Genomic DNA, 20,892 nt, shown 5'->3' on the forward strand with positions numbered 1-20,892 from the left:
TTCCATCCTATTATACTAAAATACTATGATAAAGTAACTATAATGTTAGAATATAATGTAAAAATAAAGTGCTAACATTAAAAAAAGACCCATTAAGTTACGGGTCTTATCACTTATTTAAAATTCAAACCCTACGCTTTTTTCCTTGCCCGTTCTCATATCTTTTACTTTATACCCATTCCAATCAACTTCCTGCTGTCCTACTACCACTACATATCTCGCATTTAACTTAGTTGCTTTCTCCATCGCTTTGCTCAATTTCTTACCACCTAATTCGCACTCAACATGATAACCTTCCTGTCTTAGACTCCTTGCCAGCTTCAATGATTCTTTCTGTGTCTGCATCGGAATAATGTAATAATCTAATTCAGATAAAACTTCATCACGATTCTGCATCGCCACTGCTATCACATCCAGACCAAACGAAATTCCAACGGTGGCCACATTTTCTACAGTTCCTACTAATCCAGCAATAGCATTGTCATATCGTCCCCCGCTACCAATGCTGGATTTTATAGAACCGCCCCTTACAAACATCTCATATATTGTGCCTGTGTAAATTTCTAAGCCTCGGGCAAGAAGAGGATTGAAGATACACTGATCTGTCATGTCTAGATATTCAAGATAGGTTTGCAATTCATCTATCTCAGTTATTCCTTGTTTGATGCTGTCATTCTGCTCAGCATATTTTTCTAAGAAATCTTTACTGTCAGATTGTAAAAAGGTGATGATTTGCTCTAATGATGTGGAGGGAATATCCAACTCCGTAAGCTCTACACGGATGGCATCTACTCCTATCTTTTCTAGCTTGTCAATGACTAGAATGACCTTATTCATTAAATTCTCTGGCACTTGAAATACTTCTAGCATGCCAACTAACAGCTTTCGATTGTTGTATTGGACAATGACATCTAATTCAAGTTTCTTAAAGGCATCTATCGCCATCATCATTAGCTCAGCTTCAGCGATTTGTGACTTCACTCCAACGATATCAACGTCGCATTGGGTAAACTCTCTCAGTCTGCCTTTTTTGATCGGGCCGTCTCGAAAGACTTTACCAATTTCATATCGTTTAAATGGCATACCGATTGTTGGGTTAAGGGCTACGACTTTTGCAAAAGGTATTGTCAGGTCATAACGTAAGGCTAAATCCCGTTCTCCTCTGTCGGTCAATCTGTACATTTCATTCAAAATTTCTGCGCCTCCTGCATATTTTGAAGCTAAGAGAGATGTGTAGTTTAAGATTGGTGTTTCCAGTGGTTTGCAGCCGTATGCTGTGAATGTCTCTTCTAATACGCGCTGAATCTTTCGTCTTGTTGTTTGTTCTTCTGGCATAAAATCCTGCGTTCCTTTAACATTTTGATAGCTCATTTTTTTCATGTCTGTCGCCTCCAATTAGTTTTGAATACAAAAAACCGCATTGCGCTTAAGTAGATTCACTTAGTCAATGCGGTTCATTATAAATAGTCTTCCTATGTTCGATTTTTTAAAGGGATCGAATTAGCAAGACTATCAAGTATGATGATGAAGTTGTGTGGAATGGGTTGGTGCTGATTGATATAACATAATATACACCTCTGCGTATGTTTATGGATTATCATATAGGAATTCACAATATGAAACAACAATTAAATGAATAAAGTTTGTCACAGATCGTGCACATTCTTTCTCCCTCGGTTACTATAGACCATCTAGTAATCATTTAAGTTCCCTTAACAGAAAAAGATGACCACGGAATTCTTCCATGATCACCTTTTTAATTTATTCCACCGTAATCCCTTTTTCCTCAAACTCTTCTTTCACAAAATCTTCAACGTCCCCATTTAAAATGAAAAATTCAATATTATTAATGCTTGGTTTATTTCCTTCTGGTGCTTTTTCAGCGATTTCTGTTGAGACTTCGGTCATGTCCTTAACGCTATCGAGAAAAAAGGTGAGCACAGCATCCCAGTTTTCGTTCTGGATATCTTCTTCAGGGAATTCAATTTTGGGATAGGCATTTGAGATGTCTCTCCATCGATTAATACGTGTCTCTGTTCTTTGAGTAGCTGCATAGGAAATATCAGTAACATCGCCTGTTTCGTTAAATGTATCAGTGTTTGTTTCTAATGCTAAGATATCTCCTCGATTCACATAATAATCTTCCAATTCTTCTACCTCCTCTGCCTGTTCCTTCTCATTTAAATTATTCAGTAAGAAGTAGGCTACTATACCACCAATTAATACGATAAATACAGTCATGAATAGAATTCGTTTAGATTGCATAGCTTCTCCTTTGTGCCTTTACTCTGTATCTAGGTTCAATGCGTTAAGTGTTTCCTGATCTATAGGAATATCGCCATCAAAAATATAGTTAGTTAATCCAGGATAGTTTTGGTCTAATTCAGCTACGTCACTAAGTGCAAATTCAGAGACTCCCATCCAATCCTGATCCCTAATAAGATTATCAGGATAAGGTACATCCTCCATAATAAGAGAAGCGTATTTCCATCTATCAAGAATGTTCATTGTAGAAAAAGTGGGTTGAACGGTTATATTAACGTCATCCCCTTTTAATCCTTCCCATCCAGGAACTTCTTGACGTGAAATAAGCACTTCCATATTTAAATTGGTGGTTAGCATTTCTGCTTCTTGGAATTCAATTCTACGATTGAGCTCTCCTCTTTCAGCCATGTAATCAGCATAGGCCCCTGCAATGTCTACAACTGGAGCCGCCCTACCTGCAAGATTGGAAGCTAAGAAGCTTGATAGTTCAGCGGTAGCTGTTTCTTGACTAAGATTCACTTGTTGGCCTCGTAAGCTTTCATATTGATCGTTCTGTAGCTGTAATCCGGCTAATCCCCCAGAGTAATACTCGATGACGGAAGAGTTAGCTCGCGATACGCGATCGTTAGGCATGTTAATATATTCTTCCCTCGTCATGTTGTCATATTGGTAAATGCTAAAAAATACATCCGATGACAAGGTATGGTGATTCCCATTATCACTTAATTGATAATCTAATTCAACCTTACCAAAAAGAGGATCCCCGGTAATCTCATTCCCACCGCCTCTTTCTAAATCATTTCTAAGATCTGCAAGCACTACTTTATGGTTTTGCAGCATTTCCAAGTACATTTGCAACTTTTTTTGCGTTTCATAATCAGCGTGGTGCTGTGAGGAATCTAAATTTCCACTAAATAGATAAGCTTGTATTCTTGCAATTTCTTCGTCAAATGACGCTTCTGTTTCAAGCACTGTATAGTTAATATGATCTTCTAATAATCCGATCTCACCTTCGTTCATCATGCTTGCAATCGCTGCAGCATCTCTTCTCATTTCATCCGTCAAGACAACATCCTGAATATATCCATACAGAATCTCTCGTTCAGCATATGTTAAAGGTATGCCACTTTCCATTTTGCTAAGTAGGGTTTCCGTTAATAAGTTATCCTGATTGATAACATTCATTAAATGTTCGACGTTCAAGGCACCTATATTCTCTCCACCTTGCCCCAATGCTTCAAGAAACTCAGTAATGGTTGAGTTATATAACAAAAGACCTGATTGAGCATGAGAGTAATCATTTTTAGCTGTTTCATCAGCTTCAACCATACCTTCCCAGTACCTCTTAACCAGCTCTATATCCTCCTTAGCTTCGATGGCCATATCTATATTGTTTGAGACGTTGAAGTTTATGTTATAAGCTAGCTGTTCAACTACATTCATATTATCTTTATACGTTTCAATTGTGGCTTCGTATTCTTGTATGATTTGATTTAATTCTTGCTTATCCGCCTTATGTTGACCCATATCCTCTTCCCCTCTAGAGCATCCGTAATCTACTTCGGTCAGATGCAATCTGTGTTCTGAGCTGGTTGATACGATTTTGGTTGTTTGAAATGGTTGTTTCAAGGTTATAGTTTACTGCTCTTTGCTCAGCGATTCTTCCTTCAAGTTCACTCGCTTGGTCTTCTGCCTGTTCAATTGCTGCTTGAATCGTATTGCGACCCTGCAATTGTTGTTCTTGTCTTATGACAACTCTTTCTTGAATTCTTTGTAACGCACGACCTTCCAGAACACCAGGGGAATAGAATTTAATTCGGGCCATAGGGGAGCCTTCACCTAAGGTTAAAGCTTCTATATTATCTAATTGCCCGACTAAACCTTGCTGTGTGTGAAGCAACTCCTCTAATTCTCGTTCTAACCGTCCCAGCTCTGTTATACCATCTTGATACTGAATATGGAGCGATTGATTTTGATAGGAAAGACTATTGACCGAGGATTGTTTAGAGGAAATTCTTTGGTTCAGTGAAGCGATTTGCAAACTGCTATCCACTTGTCATCCTCCTAATTCTCCGACGTATACTGACTTGCCATGATTTCAAACTTTGAGCTAATCTCTTCATCTATTTGTTCAAAATTATCAACAGCTTGATCCATTGCTACAAGGATGGCTTCCATCAATACTTTTGAATTTGTAATGACCTTCTCTAGCTCTTGAATCGCCGCATCATGATCACCGGGAGCATTACCTTTCCAAGTGGATGTTGCTTCCTTTAAACTAGCTAATTTGTCTAACGCGGTGTTCACTCGTCCAGAAGGAACCTGCCTCGCCTTATCAACTAAGCTCTTTACCGCATCTGGATCTACTTGAATTCTCAGTGTCACAATGAGTGCTCCTTTCTATTAGATAGACTCCACTTCATTTATTTTATTTGAAAAGGTTTGACCCGCATGCTGAAGCTCTGTTAGTGAAACATCAGCTCTTGCTTCTAAATAACTTCTAACCAAAGTGCAGTAGGAAGCAAAGGCTTCTGCCGATTCGCCTACAAATATTTCTTCTCCAACCATCAATTCAAACGGAGTAAAAAAGTCCGTAAGCATACTATTTATATCCTCCTGCAGCGCTTGATACACACTTTGTAATTGTTCAAGCTGCTCGTCACTCACTTCAATTTTAGCTGGTCCTGAGGTTAACGTCATCTCGTCACCTTCCTTCTATTACTTCCGTTACACTGACACACGTACCACACTTTACCATTGTAATACTTGCATATTTTTACCGAAATATGAGAAAAGACTTAAATAACAATAGACAAGCAAACTGATTACATATAAACCATACAAAAGAACCAATATTCTCATGATTCGAATTTACCCTTTTGCTTATACCCTCTTTACAATTATATTAACGCTTTATTTATTAAATATATTTAATGTTAATAATAGCTAAGAGCAATTCACCTGAGGCGTGCATTCTACCCTGTGCAAAGTCTCCACCCCATAACGAATAATAATCCCTATCACCAGCCACCTTCAAAACAAAAAAAAGGCCCCTTCAGCCGGTTTTTCATTAACTAACATTCGTTGGAAAATATCTGCGCTTCAATCGTGTGGATGTCTCTTCCAACCGTCAAACGAGGTACATCAAACAGATCGGCTAGCTCATTATTCAAAAATGTGGTCTGCGACCTAACAAATCCACAGTGACCATATCTAATTCTTTATGTATATCATATTTTTGCTTATGTTGTTTTTGGATATAGTTTTCAAAGGTGATGACATGACTGGTGGCCTCTGTCAAAGCTGTCATCTCATTTACTTTTCCGTACATATAAAGGGATTTTCCATGCTTCAAAGGTAAAAGTAAAAAACTAGACTTTCATTTTATTCGTTGTGATTAGTTAACTGGGTTTATCTCGAGCGTCTAAACCTGCTTGGGTTGAGCAATTTATCTCTATTTTTCGCATTTTGATTTTTTTGAGCCCCCCCTTCTCCCCATACAAAAAAGAGCCTCCCCTCAAGGGCTCAGCTCTTTCCTATCTTTAATCTATCCCTTCACCGCACCCTGCGTCATCCCTTGAATGATTTGCTTCTCCATAATCAAATAGAAGATGATGGTTGGTATGAGTACAATGGTTAGGGCGGCCATTTGCGCGGTGTAGTTGGTTGAGTGCTGACCGGCAAAGTTGGCGAGTCCTAGTGGTAAGGTGCGTAAGGCATCTGAATTGATGAGGACAAGCGCAAAGCTGAACTCATTCCAATTGTTGATGAAATTGATGATGATGGCTGTCGCAAGGACGGGGCGAGTCATTGGTAGAATGATGGCCCAGAAGATGCGGAAGACGCCGGCTCCGTCCATGATGGCGGATTCTTCAATTTCTTTAGGAAAGGACTTCATGAAGCTGGTTAATAAAAAGATTGTGATCGATAAATTGAATGCGATGTATGGAAAGATCAACGCTAGACGTGTATCTAATAAGCCAATGTTTTGCATCAGGATAAACATCGGGACAAGTGTCGCATGGATGGGTACAAGCAATCCTAGTATAAAAAATCCGTACAATACTTTTTGCCCTTTGAATTGGAATCGGGCTAGGAAATACGATGCGAGTGCACCGAATAGAACGGTCAATAGCACGGCAACAATTCCAACAAATACACTGTTAAAAAAGTAGGTGTTGATGTTCGCTGTGAACCAGGCGTCTATATAGTTCGTCCAGATCCATTCAGTGGGCAGCCCAAATGGATTAAGCGCAAAATCCTGTCCGGACTTAAATGAATTCATAATCATCCAGAGGATTGGATAGGCATTTACGATAGCAAAGGCGCACAAAATAATATAGATGAATGTGCGTCTAGTTATTTTTTTAATTCGTGCTGCTTTTTCATTTATCGGCTTTACAGGTGTTCTGACCTCATTTTCTACTTGCATACGTTTCCCTCCTTTATGTCACATCTTTGAGCTTTTTCGTGCCCCGCCTTTTTAATAGAAGATTGGCGAGCACAATCATGACGATGCTAAAGATAAAGATTAATACAGAGATCGCACTTCCATAACCGTAACGTAGCCCTTGGAATGTTTCTGTGTACATATAGGTTGCCATCACTTCTGTTGAGTTAGCGGGTCCACCGCCCGTCATCACAAAGATGAGATCGAATGTTTTTAAGCTACCGCTGATACAAAGAATGACCGCAACCATAATGACACCCCAAATGGATGGCAGGGTTACGTACCGTGTTTTTTGCCACTCGGAGGCCCCATCTAGCTCTGCTGCCTCTAAGATATCCTTTGGCACAGTCTGAAGCGCGGATAAGAAAATAATGAAATAAAGACCAACGAATTGCCATATGATTACGGCCGCGATCGCATACATAGCGTAGTCTGCGTTGCCTAGCCAGTTTTGTGCTAGTGAACTTAGCCCAAGATTGTGAAGCAATTGATTAAGCATGCCTTGCTCCACGTTATAAATCATTCGCCATGTTAAAGAGATAACCACGGTGGAGATGACAACTGGCAAAAAAGCAATCGTTCGAAAAAATTTACCACCTTTAACCTTTTGGTTCAGAAGAAGAGCAAGTACAAGCGCAATCGGAATCTGACCAAATACGGACGCGGCCACCACAATTAAGTTATTGCGAACGGATAACCAAAAAACAGAGTCGTTAAGAATCGCTTGGAAATTAGCTAGCCCCACATATTGCATCGGGGAAAATCCATTCCAGGACATAAATGAATAATAAAACGAAATAAAGATCGGAATGATACTGAAAATGCTATAGACAAGTAAGGCCGGGAGCACACCTAAGGCGATTTTCCAGCGACTTTTTAATAGATGCATATCATTCACATCCTTTCTCCAATATATGAAAGCGGTTACTGTTTACAGTGTAAAGTGACTTCATTTATTCAAGAATCCTAAAAGCTACGATTATATCTGTTTTTTTCTCGTATCGTGTGAAGCATTTAATCGTCGATAGTGCGTGGGGGTTAGTCCGACGTGCTTTTTGAATACCTGCACAAAGTATTTGTATTCCTTGTAGCCAACATACTCCGCAATCTCAAACACCTTATTAGAGGTTGACAGCAAAAGCTCGGAGGCTTGGTTAATACGTAATCCGTTGAGATACTCTGAGAAGCTTTTGCCAGTTTCCTGCTTAAATAACATGCTGAAATAATTCGGTGTAATAAAGTGTTTTTCCGCTACCTCGGATGCGCGCAAATCCTGTTGATAATGCTTGTGAATATACCGGCGAATATTTTCAATTACCCAGTGCTGCTGTTCGGTTAATTCAACTTCTCCTAAAAACCCAATCATATCCCTCACAACTATTTCTTCAATGACTTCAAATGTATTCATGATTCGTAGGTCAACCTCTTTATGCAGATGCAGATTTAGATGGTCAAAGGGTTTATTTGGCAGTCGCTCCTGTAGCTTGCGTTTAAGTACAAGCTCTAGTTCACGACAGACATGTACGGTCTGACTCAATGAATAACCACTGTCTGCAAATGTAGCTATCATCTCGTTTATGCATGCTCTAATCTTTATTTCGTCTTGCTTAATAATCGCTTCCAAAAGGCAATCTTCTGCTGCCTTCGGGTAAGGGGCTTCAGAGGACGATACTTCAGCTCCAAAAAAATAAAGTCCCTCACCATGTCCACGCAGTTGGTCAAGTAGTTCTAGGGATTGCTGGTATTGTTTATGACAGTTCGCTGCCGTCTCACTGGTCTCTGAGACAACGGCCTGTAACGGAAAATCTAGCCGCCCACTCACTTCCTCCCAGATTATTGCAAGCTGATGATCGGAAAGCTCTTGCATGCTATCACCATATAAGAAAAGAACCCACTCGTTTTCATGTCCACCTAATGAAACGTAATGGATGCCATACGTCGGAGAAATTTGTTCAAAGACAGCTTCAACCTGCTTAGTCCATAAATTAGTCTCCTGAGAATAACCTGGTAACTCACAAACAATCATCCGATGTGCAGCATATCTGTCAGTCAACTCTAAAAAAATGTCCTTTGAACTTGGCGTACGAAAAACAGCGTCAAATAAGAGATTTTCCATTGTTTTATGTTCATCTTGAATGATCTCCTTTTTCTTGGCGGCAATGCGTTTGCTCACGCTTTGAACAAGTGTCATTAATTCATCCACATCGACAGGTTTTAACAAATAATCCTCAACACCTAAACGAAGAGCGGTTCGCGCATAATCAAATTCATCAAAACCACTGATGATAATGAGCTTTGTTTCAGATAATTGCTGTGCCACACATGCGGCTAATTCAAGACCGTCCATAACAGGCATCGACACATCCGTTAGCACTAGGTCGACCTGATGCTCTTCAATTTTCTGTAATGCTTGTTTTCCATTAAAAGCTACGCCAACAACTTCCACGCCGATACTTTCCCACAGTATCGTTTGCGCTAGCCCCTGACAAATGACCGGTTCGTCATCCACAATTAACATCTTTATCAAGAATGGTCTCCCCCTTTATGCTTCTGGTACGGAATCGTAACGCGGATATGTGCACCTGATTCCGACTGTAAAGCCGTTAATCCATATCCACTTCCACATGTGTTCTCTAATCGTTCATGAATGTTACGCAGTGCATAGGCATCCTCGTTTTTACTAGGTTGATTTAAATTATGATTAAATGTCTCCACATCTATTGGCAAACCTACGCCATTATCTATTACATCGATATAGACGGAGTTGTGCTCTCTGAATGCACGTATTTTAATGTTATGAGCAGGATCTAGTTCAAGAAATCCATGCTTAAGGCAATTCTCTACTAACGGTTGAAGGAGGAGCTTTAACACGTGACATTCTTCAATATCCTTTTCCATGTGTACCGAAAAACTGAGCAGTCCACCTAGTCGTCGTTTCTGTAATTCCAGATAGCTTTGCACATATGACATTTCATCTTTAAGTGGAATCCAGAGCTTGCCCTGGCTTAAACTAATGCGGAATAACTTTGATAAATCTTCAATGCTTTTCCCTGTTTCACTTGCTTTTTCAAGCCTAGCCGTCCAACGAATCATGTCTAATGTATTGTAGAGAAAATGAGGATTAATATGGCTTTGAAGAGCTTTTAATTCAGACTCCTTATTTTGAATTTCAAGCTTATATTTTGTATCAATTAAATACTGGATGTGAGTAACGGCTTTATTAAAACGCGTGCCCAGCTGTCCAATTTCATCTTGAGACCTTACATGGACCTGTGCTGAAAAATCACCCTCCTCAAGCCTTTTTGTTTCACGGGTCAGCTCGGTAATGGGTCTAATAATTGTTATCATAAAGCCAGTAAATGCAATCAAACCAATGACTCCGGCTGCTATCATAATGATTTGCATCGTATGACGAATACCGCTTGATTCGTTTAGAATATAATCTTCATTGACAGTTGATACAAGGTGAAGATCCCTTCCTTCTACTTCTCTTGCCACAGCGTAATACGTTTCACCATCCTCTTCATATTGAAAATGAGACGCGCCTGTTTGCACCTTTTCAATTAGATTTTGATTTGGATACAAGCTACCTACAAGATTACTATTTTGGTGGGAGAGGACGCGTCCATTCTTTTGAAGTAGCACCATTTCATCATTGGGATTATTGTACCCATTGGTCATATACGCATATAGCTCTCGTTCATTTAACCGGATCCGGACATGACCAATTGGCTCAGTGATATCAAATAAATTGTTGATCACACGAAACAAAGAAATCACTTGAAAATCCTCAGTGATCCAATCACCGCGTGTCATAAGATAAGGATCGGTCCAAACAAGTCTTCCGTGTGCTTGTTCCGACTGCGCCTCCCACTCATGTTCATCTCCACTCATTCGTTCTCCAAGACGAAGATGCACGCCGTTCTCACCCTCAATAGTTGCGGAATTGACATAGCTTTTGTTATTCAAATGAAACGTAAAAAAACCACGAATATGATCCTGAAGCTGCTGCATTTCCTCAGGATCACTACCCTCTTCATCAAAGGGCAGGGTCATGTATTGCCTAAATTCCTCACTGTAAATAATATAGCTTGATAGCTCCTCCATCTCACTCATGACCTCAAGCAAATTAAGCTCAATATGCCACAAATGCTGCTCGATCCTTTCCATTACCTGCTTCTCAAGAATTGTGTTTGACTGATAATATACAAGGAAACTCACTGTCGAGGCAGGAATAAAAATAAGTGATAACAGAATAAGGAACGACTTCCACCGTAAGCTCCAATCTCTAAAATACCCCATCGTAAGCGCCAGTCCTTTTATGTTCAAGTAGTTGAAAAAGCAGCGCATCTATAAAAGAATGCCCTGCTCTATTTCGTCTACTATAGCATTATTGTGCATTTACAGCATTTTGAATATTTTGTGCAGCCTCTTCAGGAGTGGAACGCCCAATCGTAATCGCCTGAAGCTCATTCTGCAATACATTATTAACAGCTTGCGGCAAGACCGCATCATACACTGGTGCAGGTGGTGATGCTTGAGTCAATTCAAGCATATCCACAAATAATGGATCAAGGTCAGCACCCTCAGGAGCCTCCACATCTGCAGCTACAATTCGACCAACACCTATTAATTCCTGGTAGAAATCCTCGCTGAACATCCATTTGAAGAAGGTTTCTGCCGCTTCCCTCTCTTCACCCTCTAAATCAGAGTTCACAGCCCACGAGTTTCCATAAACCGTTGAAATGGTTGGCGTATCTCCAAGTGGAAAAGGAGCAATGCCTATATTCATATCATCCGGCTTATTTGTCAGCATGCTAATTGCACCCCAGTTACCATCGATCACCATCGCCGAACGCTCTTGTAAGAAATACTCAAGCATCTGATTATCATCTAACGTATTTAAATCCTCATTAAACGCACCAATCTCAACCATCTCTTCAATGACACCAAGTGCCTCAACAAAATCGTCATCTGTAAACGATCGGTTGCCCTCAAGCACCTCAGGGATAAAATCATTTCCAGTAAAACGATCCGCAATTGTCGAAATATAAACAGATTGTAGCGGCCACGAAGCTGAATTCCCAAGTGCAATTGGAGTCATGTCCTGCTCACGAACGTCTTCAATAAGCTTTTTAAAATCATCATACGTATCAGGAAATTCTTCATAGCCCATCTCATTCAGCATATCTACATTGTAAAATACAAAGCTAGTAGGATTTTGCGCCGTCGGAATTGCATACACTTCTCCATCAAACGTAAAATCGGCCAACGCATCATCATTCAAAAGATCATCTTCGGTCCAATGATCCACTATATTATTAAGTGATCCTACAGCCTCACCATCTACAAGTGGCTGAAGCTCAGCACCCGGCCACACTTGAAAAATATCTGGAAGTTGACCGCCCGCCGCTTGTGTATTTAAGCGCGTTCGATAATCCGCATGAGCCGTTGTTTCTACATTTATCTGAATCTCATCATGTTCTTCATTAAACTGTTCCACACGCTCCATCGTCAGCTTAAAATCATCACGATCCGGGTTCGCCGAAGCCCAAAAGCTCAACTCCACAACCCCATCACTATTCGCGCCGCCCGCATCCTCCGTATTTCCGCCGCATGCAGTAAGCGCAGCTAACGTCGCTATCGCAGCTCCAGAATAAACGTATTTACTTAACCCTTTACCAACCAAGCAAATCCCCCCTCTAATGAAATCGCTTTCAAAAATCATTATGACACACTCATCTTCATAAAAAAGACTAAAAACTTAATATAATATCTGATAATTTATTGGATGTTGGTTGTGGTGGGCTGCTATTGGTTCTGGGTACGTTCTCAGGCTCAGTTGGTTGCTCGCCATTCGAGCATCGCCTCTCTCCGCGCATTCCTTGCATAATTTCGCGCGTTTTTGGATTTTTTGAGCACAGCTGTTTTGTTTTTGAGCACCGCACACTGTTTTTCGCGCATTCCAATAATTTTTAAGCTGCACCCCTCCTTCCCCCACCACCCACAAACCAAATCAAAAAAGCTCTGACATCACACGTTCTTAGTGATGTCAGAGCTCTCCTTATTTAAATCAATAGGCGTCTTTGGAAAGCTGTTTGCTGCCTTCTGCGATGGCGACGCCGCTGGAGCAGCCGAGGCGGGTGGCGCCGGCTTCGACCATGGCTGTGGCGTCTTCCAAGGAGCGAATGCCGCCTGATGCTTTGACGCCGATGGTTGGTCCAACGGCTTTGCGCATGAGTTGGACGTGCTCCACAGTGGCGCCGGCTGTGCCAAAGCCGGTGGAGGTTTTGACAAAGTCGAGTCCGGCGGCTTTGGCTAGTTCGCTAGCAATTTGAATATCTTTATTAGTGAGGTAGCAGGTTTCCAGAATGATTTTGATGCATAGCTCTGCGTTCTTTACTTTTAAAGAAGCGAACTGGACCATTTCATCTTTGATTTGCTCCCATTCTCCGTCTTTTACTGCACTCACATTGATGACATAATCTAACTCATCTGCCCCATCGCTAAGGGCTTGTTCAGCTTCATACAGTTTGACGTTGGTTTGGTTTGCTCCCAAAGGGAAGCCAATGACGGTGCATACTTTTACTGATGAATCCTTTAGTAACTCTTTGGCTAAAGGGACAAAATAAGGATTGATACATACAGATGCAAATGAGTAACGTATGGCTTCTTCACAGACTTGTTGAACCATTTGACGAGTTGTATCTGCCTTTAGTACCGTATGGTCGATTAATTGGTTCATAGGTAAACTCTCCTTTTATTGAATTCGGGCAAAGCTTGACTCTTCATCTAGGTAGTTTCCTACATTGCTTTGATCAATTAAGCCAGTTCCACCTACAATAAATTTATCGATTTCTTCACCATTTGCAGCTTTGATTGCTGCTTCAACAGCTAGTGTACCTAACTCGTATGGATCATTAATCACTGTTCCATCCATCTCACCAGCATCAATCTTCTTTAATGCTTCCATTAGTCCATCCACACCCACGACTTTGACATCATCCAGCATGTTGGATTGACTTAGTACTTGAATAGCTCCAAGCGCCATATCATCATTGTGTGCGTAAACAAGATCAACGTCAGGATGTGCTTGTAGTAAGTCTTGCATAGCGGATACTGCCTTTGAACGAATGTACTCGCTATATGGTCCTTCGATGACCTCGATGCCCTCTTCTTCTGAAACGATGTGGTGGAAGCCGTCATGACGTGCTTGCATCACAATTCCGCCTGCGTCACCTTGGATTTCAATGATCTTACCCTTTGCATTTCCTTTTCCACCAAGAAGGTCAACAGCTTTCTCCCCGGCATACATACCCATCTCTTTATTATCACGGCCAACATAGGCTGTCACTTCATCATTTGTTTCACGGTCAATTGTAATAACTGGAACTCCAGCATTTTCAGCTGCCTTCAGGGACGGTGCCACTGATGAAGGATTGGCTGGATTTAAAAGTAGGACATCGATTCCTTTTGTAATTAAAGAGTTTACATCTGAATTTTGCTTTTCGATATCGTTTTGTGCATCAACAATATCCAGTGTGACCCCTTGCTCTGCTGCTGCTTCCTCTGCTCCGTTTACAAGTTCAATGTAGAAAGGAGACTCTAATGTGACCTGGGAAAAACCGATTGTAATTTCCTGTTGCTCTTCTTGACCTTCTGCTGTTTCTGAGCCACCTGCTTCATCGTTTCCGCTTGAGCATGCACCCAACACAACTAACAAACTCCCAGCAGCGATAAAACCCTTCCAAAATGTCTTCATTCTCATTTCCCCCTTATTTTCTGTTTGCTATATATTGATTTAATATGAGAGCCAGAACAATAATGACGCCCATAAAAACCGATTGGTAATAGGATGAAAGTCCAAGTAGATTGAAAATATTAACAATCATACTCATGATCAGAACGCCTATAAAGGTTCCTCCCACCCCGCCTTTTCCTCCAAAGAGACTTGTGCCACCGATAACAACTGCGGCAATCGCATCAAGTTCAAGTGCTTGTCCTGCGGTTGGCTGACCGACTGTTAACCATGCAGATAGCAGAATACCAGCTGCGGCAGCCATAAAACCTGAAATCATAAAGGTAATGGTGATATGCTTATCAACCGAAATACCTGAAAGCTTTGCTGATTCTGGGTTGCCCCCAATTGCGTACAGTCGTCGTCCAAAAGTCGTATACTTTAGAACGATGACAGACATAATCGTGAGGACCACCCAAATGACAGCTGGTATTGGAATACGACCAAACACGGTACCGCCTAACGCTTGAAAGGATTCAGGCAGATTATAGAGTGGCTGACCATCCGTTGTTAACAGGGCAAGCCCTCTAGCCGTAACCATCATCGCTAATGTTGCAATGAAGGCTGGGACCTTATATTTTGTACTAATAAAACCATTGATAAATCCTAAAGCCGTTCCCGCCAATAAAGTAATTGGAATAGCAGCTGCCGGATGTACACCTGAAGTCATCAGGTAAGCGGCGATCATCCCTGATAAAGCTAGGACGGAACCCACCGATAAATCAATGCCTCGTGTGAGGATTACAAAGGTCATTCCGAGTGCAGCGAGTCCTACAAAGGATGATTGTTGCAAGATGTTTAAGATATTCTGTACGGATAAAAATTTATCCGATAATGTACTACCAATAATTAAGAAGACGATAAATATTAGAAAGAGATTATATTGTTTTATAAATGCACCGATTGGAAGCTTAGTAACTTTTTTATCTTTGATCGGTTCTGATACTGTGTTCGACATGATTTCCCCTCCATCATTAAGCGCTTTCATTCTCCAGAAACAGCAGCATGAAGAATGTCCGATTTATATCCCGAGGGCTGATTAAATTCTTTAATAATTCTACCCTCAAACATGACCAACACCCGGTCACACACTAGTAAAAGCTCATCTACCTCTGCAGAAGTCACTAATACACTTGTGCCCTTTGATGCCAGCTCTTTCATAATGTCATAAATCTCAGCTTTGGCTCCGATGTCAATTCCTTGAGTTGGTTCATCAAATAGCATCAGCTCTGATTCATGTAAAAGCCATTTCGAGATGATGACCTTCTGTTGATTGCCTCCACTAAGCTGTCGCATCAAGGTATGCTGACTCGCTGTTTTCACATTTAGCTTTTTAATAGCTTCTTTGACTTTTGATTTTACTTTTCGCCCGTTTAGGAAAGAGTAGGACGAGAACTTTCCAAGAGATGGCAACACGGCATTTTCAGTAATGGACAAATCAAGCACGGCACCTTCTGTTTTTCGGTTCTCAGGTAAAAGCCCCATACCAAGCTTTACGGCATCCTTCGGCGAGCGAATGACTCTTTTTTTGCCATCAATCGTAAGACTACCCGCATCAATTGAATCAGCCCCATAGATCGCACGAAGCACCTCGGTTCGCCCTGCTCCAACCAAGCCATACAGTCCAAGAATCTCACCCTTTTTTACTTCAAATGAGATATTCTTGAGCTTGTGGTTGCAGAAATTCTCTACCCTGACATACTCTTCTTTCTCCTCAACAGAAGTAGCTACTCTGCTTTCACCTAGCTGTCTGCCTGTAATCGCTTTAATTAAATCCTGCTTTGTTATGTCTTCTAGTGCTTCTGTTAGAACGTACTCACCATTTCTCAGCACAGTCACTCGATCACCAATGGCGTAAAGCTCATCTAGCTTATGAGAGATATAAATGATCGTCATTCCTTGCTTTTTCAGCTCTTTCATCACGTGGAACAGCTTTTCGACCTCTCCCTCAGACAAGGCGGTTGATGGCTCGTCCATAATAATCAGCTTGGAATCCGCAGCGATTGCTTTAGCAATTTCTACGAGCTGCTTTTTGCCCATGCTGAGGTCTCCAACTCTTGTTTTTGGATGAATATCCATCTCCATAAAAGCTAGACAGTCTCTTGTTTTCTCATGAATAAGCTTCCAGTCAATCAGACCACTTTTTTTCTTAAAATAACGTCCAATGTACACGTTCTCCCCAACGGTTAACTCCTCCACCAATGATAATTCCTGATAGATGGTCGTAATGCCAAGATCTAAACTGTCGGAAGGCTTCGACACTGAGATTGACTCCCCATTAAATAAAATTTCGCCACTGTCTTCCTTTAACACCCCAGCCAGCGCCTTCATTAATGTAGATTTCCCTGCCCCATTCGCACCAATTAAGCAATGAATCTCACCTTGCTGTACAGAAAAATCGACTTCATGTAAAGCTCTGACTCCAGGAAATGACTTACTTATTTTTTTCATTTCAAGCAAGACACTCATGTACATCCTCCTTCCCCAGACGCAATGTTTTCATAAACGGACGCAAAGATTCATTAATGGACAAATAGAGCTTAAAGACTCGCAAATAGTCGTCATAGTGGTCTGGGTTTGGTTGAAAAGAAAGCTTAACCTGGACCATTTGCTTTGAAGCCTCCGTCAAGCTTGCATAAGCCCCCATACCATAGGCAGCGATAATAGCCGAGCCTTTTGCGCCAGTCTCATTTGAATCTGTCGTATAGATTGGTAGCTGTGTCATATCTGAAATCATCTGCATGAGCAATCGGTTTTTAATTAAACCTCCTCCAGCAATCAATCGATGAATGGGAACACCTGCTTCTTTAAAGGTCTCCATTACATTTTTTGTTCCAAATGCAATGGATTCTAAGATGGCCCGATAGATATGTTGTTTCGTATGCGCCGAGGTCAATCCAATAAAAGCCCCGCTCGCATAGGGATCTCGGTAAGGAGTACGGTTTCCTTGCCAGCTATCCATCGCGATCAGCCCGTGACTACCAATCTCCATTTGTTCTGCCGCTTGTTCTAGCTCCTGAAAAAGCTCATCATAGTCTTTTCGATCAGAATAAAATTCCTTTAAAAACCAAGAGACTGTCGAGCCACAGGATAGCTGTCCACCTTCAAGCAACCAGTGACCATCAATAATAGGTGAATCATAAGGACCCCATAAACCATCCTGAAACACTGGTTCATCGTGATGAACTAAATGCACAAAGCTTGTCCCGGTTATCATACAAAGATTGCCCGGCTCCAAAGCCTGTGAACCAATCATGCCGATATGCGCATCAATACCACCTTGATAAACGGGAGTCCCTTCAACGAGTCCAAGAGCTGACGCAGCTGAGGTCGAGATCTTTCCAACCTGATCCCCCACTCTTCGTACCTGCTTTGGCCAAACCTCCTGAATCCCTTCCAAACCAATTCGTTCGAAAAATGTCGTTGAAAATCCGTCCAAAATGCCAACATAATTCCACTTACAGCTCGCATTACACTGGGAGGCAGCTAACGTGTCTGTCAGCTGATAATTCATCCAATCAAGCTGTTCTAAAATATATTTTCCATCCAGGTCATAATTGTTTTTAATCCAAAGTGCTTTCGTGACCATCCATTCAACGGACACTTTACCACCAGAGTACTTCAGGACTTCCTTCACCCATTCATCCTGATTATGATTAATGGATTCTTCCTCTTTCACAGATCGCTGATCCATCCAGCAGAGCGCTCTGGTCAAAGGTTGAACGTTTTTATCTGTCAGAACAACAGTAGAGGACGTAGCACACATGGCCACAGCTTTTACCGCGGTAAGGTCTACTTTTTCACCCGCTCGATTCAGACAAAGCTGTAGCGCATTCCACCAATCATGAGGATCCTGCTCTGTACGACCACCGGATTCATAATAGGTGAAAAAGCCTTCCTGCTCAGCCGCGACCAAATCTCCTTTGACTGTATAGAGACCGATCTTTAGTGACTGTGTTCCTATATCAATGCCTAATGTCAGGTTTGTGGTACTCATGGTATCAATCCTCCGGCAATATTAGGATCTTGTTAAAGACGATTTCTTTGTTTTTAATCTTTTCAAATACAGCCGGTGTTTCTTCTAAAGGAAAACGATGTGAGATAAGTAGCTCTGTCTGAATGCTTCCCTCCGCCATTTTTTCTATCGCATATGTCCATTCTTTGCCTGGAAACGGACTAGAAAAGGAGTTCCACGAGCCATTGATCTCCATCTCATGTCGCAATAAGCGATCGACTGCTTCTTTAGATAAGGTTAGTTCTCTATTAGAGATACCAAGAAACACCACACGAGACAGCTTACCTGCTAAGGCGACTGCAGTACTTTGAGCAATCGGTGAACCTGACGTATCAATAACAAAATCGACATTATAGTCAGCTAAAACCTGAATTGGATCCTCGTTCATTGAGTTAATGACAATATCTGCACCAATCTGCTTGGCAATCTCTAGCTTTTCATCAAAGATGTCAATAGCAACTACCTTGCTCGCACCCATCTCTTTTGCGAACTGAACCGAAAACAGTCCAATCGCACCTAGTCCAAACACAACCGCTACGTCGCCTGACTTTAGCTTCCCACGCCAGATTCCATGCACCGCGTTTGCCGCAGGATCTACCATCGCTCCAGCCTCATAAGATACTTCATCAGGTAAAAGTAACAAGTTTTTAGGATCAACTTTAATATAATGAGCCATGGCCCCGTCTGTTCGTGAACCGTAATAGCTATAAGTCTCACACAGCGCATAGACTTCCTTTTGACAGTACTCACATTCGTAGCACGGAAGCAGTGGCGCCACTGTTACTCGGTTTCCTGTCTCCCATCCAGCTACCTTTGCACCGCACTCTACGATTTCCCCTGCAAATTCATGCCCCAAGGTTAAACCCTGATAATAAGCCCCTTTTTCTAATGCTCTTGGAATATCCGAGCCACAAATGCCTACTGCTTTTACGCGAATGAGCACTTCATTATCGCTAATCTTTGGCACCTCTGCTGTCTCTACTTGTAAGTTACCTGGCTCGTACAACTTTACTGCTTTCACGTCTTGCACTCTCCTCTATTTGTAATAACCCCTCGGCTAACTCTTCATCTATAAATAACGTATTTAAATATCCACCCCGCAGCGCACCAAGCACGGCCTCAACCTTTTCTTTGCCCACTGCCATTGCTATTGAATGCTGCTTCTGCTTGAGCTCTTCAAGCTGTAAGCCTATCGTTCTCGAATTTAAGTCATCGTCCACAAGTTGACCGTTGACATCATAGAAACGGGAACAAATATCGCCAACCGCCCCTTTATCCATCAGCTCCTGATAATTCTCCGGGCTAAAATATCCACCCTTATATAGAACCGATTCATGTGAGACCCGACCAATCCCAAACAAAGCAATGGTTGATTTTTCACCTAAATGGACAATCTCCTGTGTACTCGAGTCCGTCATTATTGCGCTTACAATTTCAGCAGAATCCATAATGGTTGGAACCGGTAGAAGATGAAAATCTGCTTTAAATGCCTTACCAAACTGCTCAAGAAGAGCCATAGAACCCGTAGCAAACGTGTTCTTGGAAATTCCCCCATTCAGCTGAACAACCTTTACACCTTTCACATCCGCTTGAGACAATGTTTCTGCTACAGCACTAAGCGTCGTGCCCCACGAAACGCCAATCAAATCCTCATCCTTTACAAGATTCAGAAGATATTCAGCCAAGGCCATGCCAACATCTTTACGAATGAGAGACTCCTTCTCTACGTAAACCGGTGCGACAAATACTTTTTTTAAATCAAACGTTTGTTTAATTCTCTCCTCAAGCTCTCCAATGGAGTTAAGGGCATATTGTATCTCTACTTTGACAATGCCTTGATCCATCGCACTCTCTAGCATCCGACTAATCGTTGGCCTTGAATACTTCATTCTTGATGAAATCTGCTGCTGAGTCATACCCAGCTCATAATACATCTTCGCGGCTCGAATGAGATCCTCTCTCTCGTACACCCTTAGCCTCCTCCCCCTCAAACCTTTACATTTGTTCACTTGAATGATCTTTTGTTCAAGTGGCTTTATTATAATCTCGCTTTGAACAAAAGAGAAGGCGCTTTCATCAACTTGAACAAATGTTCAGAAAAAGATAATTGGTTGGCGATCCAACTTATTCCTAGATTCCCCAGAAGTATGTACGGAGGGGGTTACGAGTCTTTTTTATAATGAAAACGGCTAGCTAGCCGTTTCCTTATTACGTATTCGAGCATATCGATGCTGTTTACGCGCAGCACCTCATCCTTATCGCGCATGTCATCTCGCTTTCCGCGCACATCCCCTTTCGTTCCGCTCATTCCCGAATTTATCGCGCATTGACCGCTTATTATCGTGCATTCGTCCCCCCTGCTTC

18 protein-coding genes are annotated in these 20,892 nt (G+C 41.6%); all 18 read right to left on the minus strand.

Annotation, left to right across the window (positions count from 1 at the left end; genetic code table 11):
• Positions 1–117: 117 nt before the first annotated feature.
• Positions 118–1,380 (minus strand): histidine--tRNA ligase, encoded by a 1,263-nt coding sequence (locus tag FN960_RS02835; RefSeq protein ID WP_143846849.1) that lies wholly within the window; start codon positions 1,378–1,380, stop codon positions 118–120.
• Positions 1,381–1,761: 381 nt separating this feature from the next.
• On the minus strand, positions 1,762–2,265 hold the full coding sequence (locus tag FN960_RS02840; protein WP_143846850.1) for a hypothetical protein: 504 nt from the start codon (positions 2,263–2,265) through the stop codon (positions 1,762–1,764).
• Between the two features lie 18 nt (positions 2,266–2,283).
• Entirely contained in the window at positions 2,284–3,792 is a 1,509-nt protein-coding gene (locus tag FN960_RS02845) for a hypothetical protein (RefSeq protein ID WP_143846851.1), read from the minus strand.
• 13 nt (positions 3,793–3,805) lie between these two features.
• Entirely contained in the window at positions 3,806–4,318 is a 513-nt protein-coding gene (locus FN960_RS02850; RefSeq protein ID WP_143846852.1) for a hypothetical protein, read from the minus strand.
• Between the two features lie 11 nt (positions 4,319–4,329).
• Positions 4,330–4,650 (minus strand): WXG100 family type VII secretion target, encoded by a 321-nt coding sequence (locus FN960_RS02855; RefSeq protein ID WP_143846853.1) that lies wholly within the window; start codon positions 4,648–4,650, stop codon positions 4,330–4,332.
• Between the two features lie 18 nt (positions 4,651–4,668).
• The gene (locus FN960_RS02860; RefSeq protein WP_143846854.1) at positions 4,669–4,965 is read right to left on the minus strand and encodes a hypothetical protein; all 297 of its coding nucleotides are present in this window, start codon (positions 4,963–4,965) and stop codon (positions 4,669–4,671) included.
• An 847-nt stretch (positions 4,966–5,812) separates the two neighbouring features.
• On the minus strand, positions 5,813–6,697 hold the full coding sequence (locus FN960_RS02865) for a carbohydrate ABC transporter permease (protein ID WP_143846855.1): 885 nt from the start codon (positions 6,695–6,697) through the stop codon (positions 5,813–5,815).
• A 13-nt stretch (positions 6,698–6,710) separates the two neighbouring features.
• Positions 6,711–7,604, minus strand: a complete 894-nt coding sequence (locus FN960_RS02870; RefSeq protein WP_143846856.1) for a carbohydrate ABC transporter permease — start codon at positions 7,602–7,604, stop codon at positions 6,711–6,713.
• A 90-nt stretch (positions 7,605–7,694) separates the two neighbouring features.
• Positions 7,695–9,233, minus strand: a complete 1,539-nt coding sequence (locus FN960_RS02875; RefSeq protein ID WP_260681906.1) for a response regulator transcription factor — start codon at positions 9,231–9,233, stop codon at positions 7,695–7,697.
• Positions 9,234–9,238: 5 nt separating this feature from the next.
• Positions 9,239–11,017: a sensor histidine kinase gene (locus tag FN960_RS02880; RefSeq protein WP_185970876.1), complete on the minus strand. Its 1,779-nt coding sequence runs from the start codon at positions 11,015–11,017 to the stop codon at positions 9,239–9,241.
• A gap of 88 nt (positions 11,018–11,105) precedes the next feature.
• A complete protein-coding gene (locus FN960_RS02885) occupies positions 11,106–12,404 on the minus strand; it encodes an extracellular solute-binding protein (protein ID WP_260681899.1) in 1,299 nt (432 codons plus the stop codon).
• A 384-nt stretch (positions 12,405–12,788) separates the two neighbouring features.
• Complete coding sequence (gene deoC, locus FN960_RS02890) at positions 12,789–13,460, minus strand: deoxyribose-phosphate aldolase (protein ID WP_143846860.1); 672 nt, start codon at positions 13,458–13,460, stop codon at positions 12,789–12,791.
• A gap of 15 nt (positions 13,461–13,475) precedes the next feature.
• Positions 13,476–14,477 (minus strand): substrate-binding domain-containing protein, encoded by a 1,002-nt coding sequence (locus FN960_RS02895; protein WP_185970877.1) that lies wholly within the window; start codon positions 14,475–14,477, stop codon positions 13,476–13,478.
• Between the two features lie 13 nt (positions 14,478–14,490).
• Positions 14,491–15,471 carry an ABC transporter permease gene (locus FN960_RS02900; RefSeq protein WP_143846862.1) on the minus strand — a complete coding sequence of 327 codons (981 nt, stop codon included), beginning with the start codon at positions 15,469–15,471 and terminating at the stop codon, positions 14,491–14,493.
• A gap of 26 nt (positions 15,472–15,497) precedes the next feature.
• Positions 15,498–16,982, minus strand: a complete 1,485-nt coding sequence (locus FN960_RS02905) for a sugar ABC transporter ATP-binding protein (RefSeq protein WP_185970878.1) — start codon at positions 16,980–16,982, stop codon at positions 15,498–15,500.
• A complete protein-coding gene (locus FN960_RS02910) occupies positions 16,966–18,510 on the minus strand; it encodes an FGGY-family carbohydrate kinase (protein ID WP_143846864.1) in 1,545 nt (514 codons plus the stop codon). Before FN960_RS02910 ends, FN960_RS02905 begins: the two co-directional genes overlap by 17 nt.
• A gap of 4 nt (positions 18,511–18,514) precedes the next feature.
• Positions 18,515–19,549, minus strand: coding sequence for a galactitol-1-phosphate 5-dehydrogenase (locus FN960_RS02915; protein ID WP_143846865.1), 1,035 nt, complete (start codon positions 19,547–19,549; stop codon positions 18,515–18,517).
• Positions 19,518–20,498, minus strand: coding sequence for a sugar-binding transcriptional regulator (locus tag FN960_RS02920; RefSeq protein ID WP_143846866.1), 981 nt, complete (start codon positions 20,496–20,498; stop codon positions 19,518–19,520). Before FN960_RS02920 ends, FN960_RS02915 begins: the two co-directional genes overlap by 32 nt.
• Between the last annotated feature and the right edge of the window lie 394 nt (positions 20,499–20,892).

Origin of the sequence: Alkalicoccobacillus porphyridii, from assembly GCF_007293315.1 — a bacterium.
Lineage (GTDB): Bacteria > Bacillota > Bacilli > Bacillales > Bacillaceae_D > Alkalicoccobacillus > Alkalicoccobacillus porphyridii.

Excerpts from the sequence above, each read along its gene's own strand:
- FN960_RS02835 (WP_143846849.1), bottom strand. The coding sequence starts at position 1,380 with ATGAAAAAAATGAGCTATCAAAATGTTAAAGGAACGCAGGATTTTATG.
- FN960_RS02840 (WP_143846850.1), bottom strand. The coding sequence starts at position 2,265 with ATGCAATCTAAACGAATTCTATTCATGACTGTATTTATCGTATTAATT.
- FN960_RS02845 (WP_143846851.1), bottom strand. The coding sequence starts at position 3,792 with ATGGGTCAACATAAGGCGGATAAGCAAGAATTAAATCAAATCATACAA.
- FN960_RS02860 (WP_143846854.1), bottom strand. The coding sequence starts at position 4,965 with ATGACGTTAACCTCAGGACCAGCTAAAATTGAAGTGAGTGACGAGCAG.
- FN960_RS02865 (WP_143846855.1), bottom strand. The coding sequence starts at position 6,697 with ATGCAAGTAGAAAATGAGGTCAGAACACCTGTAAAGCCGATAAATGAA.
- FN960_RS02870 (WP_143846856.1), bottom strand. The coding sequence starts at position 7,604 with ATGCATCTATTAAAAAGTCGCTGGAAAATCGCCTTAGGTGTGCTCCCG.
- FN960_RS02875 (WP_260681906.1), bottom strand. The coding sequence starts at position 9,233 with ATGTTAATTGTGGATGACGAACCGGTCATTTGTCAGGGGCTAGCGCAA.
- FN960_RS02880 (WP_185970876.1), bottom strand. The coding sequence starts at position 11,017 with ATGGGGTATTTTAGAGATTGGAGCTTACGGTGGAAGTCGTTCCTTATT.
- deoC (WP_143846860.1), bottom strand. The coding sequence starts at position 13,460 with ATGAACCAATTAATCGACCATACGGTACTAAAGGCAGATACAACTCGT.
- FN960_RS02895 (WP_185970877.1), bottom strand. The coding sequence starts at position 14,477 with ATGAAGACATTTTGGAAGGGTTTTATCGCTGCTGGGAGTTTGTTAGTT.
- FN960_RS02900 (WP_143846862.1), bottom strand. The coding sequence starts at position 15,471 with ATGTCGAACACAGTATCAGAACCGATCAAAGATAAAAAAGTTACTAAG.
- FN960_RS02905 (WP_185970878.1), bottom strand. The coding sequence starts at position 16,982 with ATGAGTGTCTTGCTTGAAATGAAAAAAATAAGTAAGTCATTTCCTGGA.
- FN960_RS02910 (WP_143846864.1), bottom strand. The coding sequence starts at position 18,510 with ATGAGTACCACAAACCTGACATTAGGCATTGATATAGGAACACAGTCA.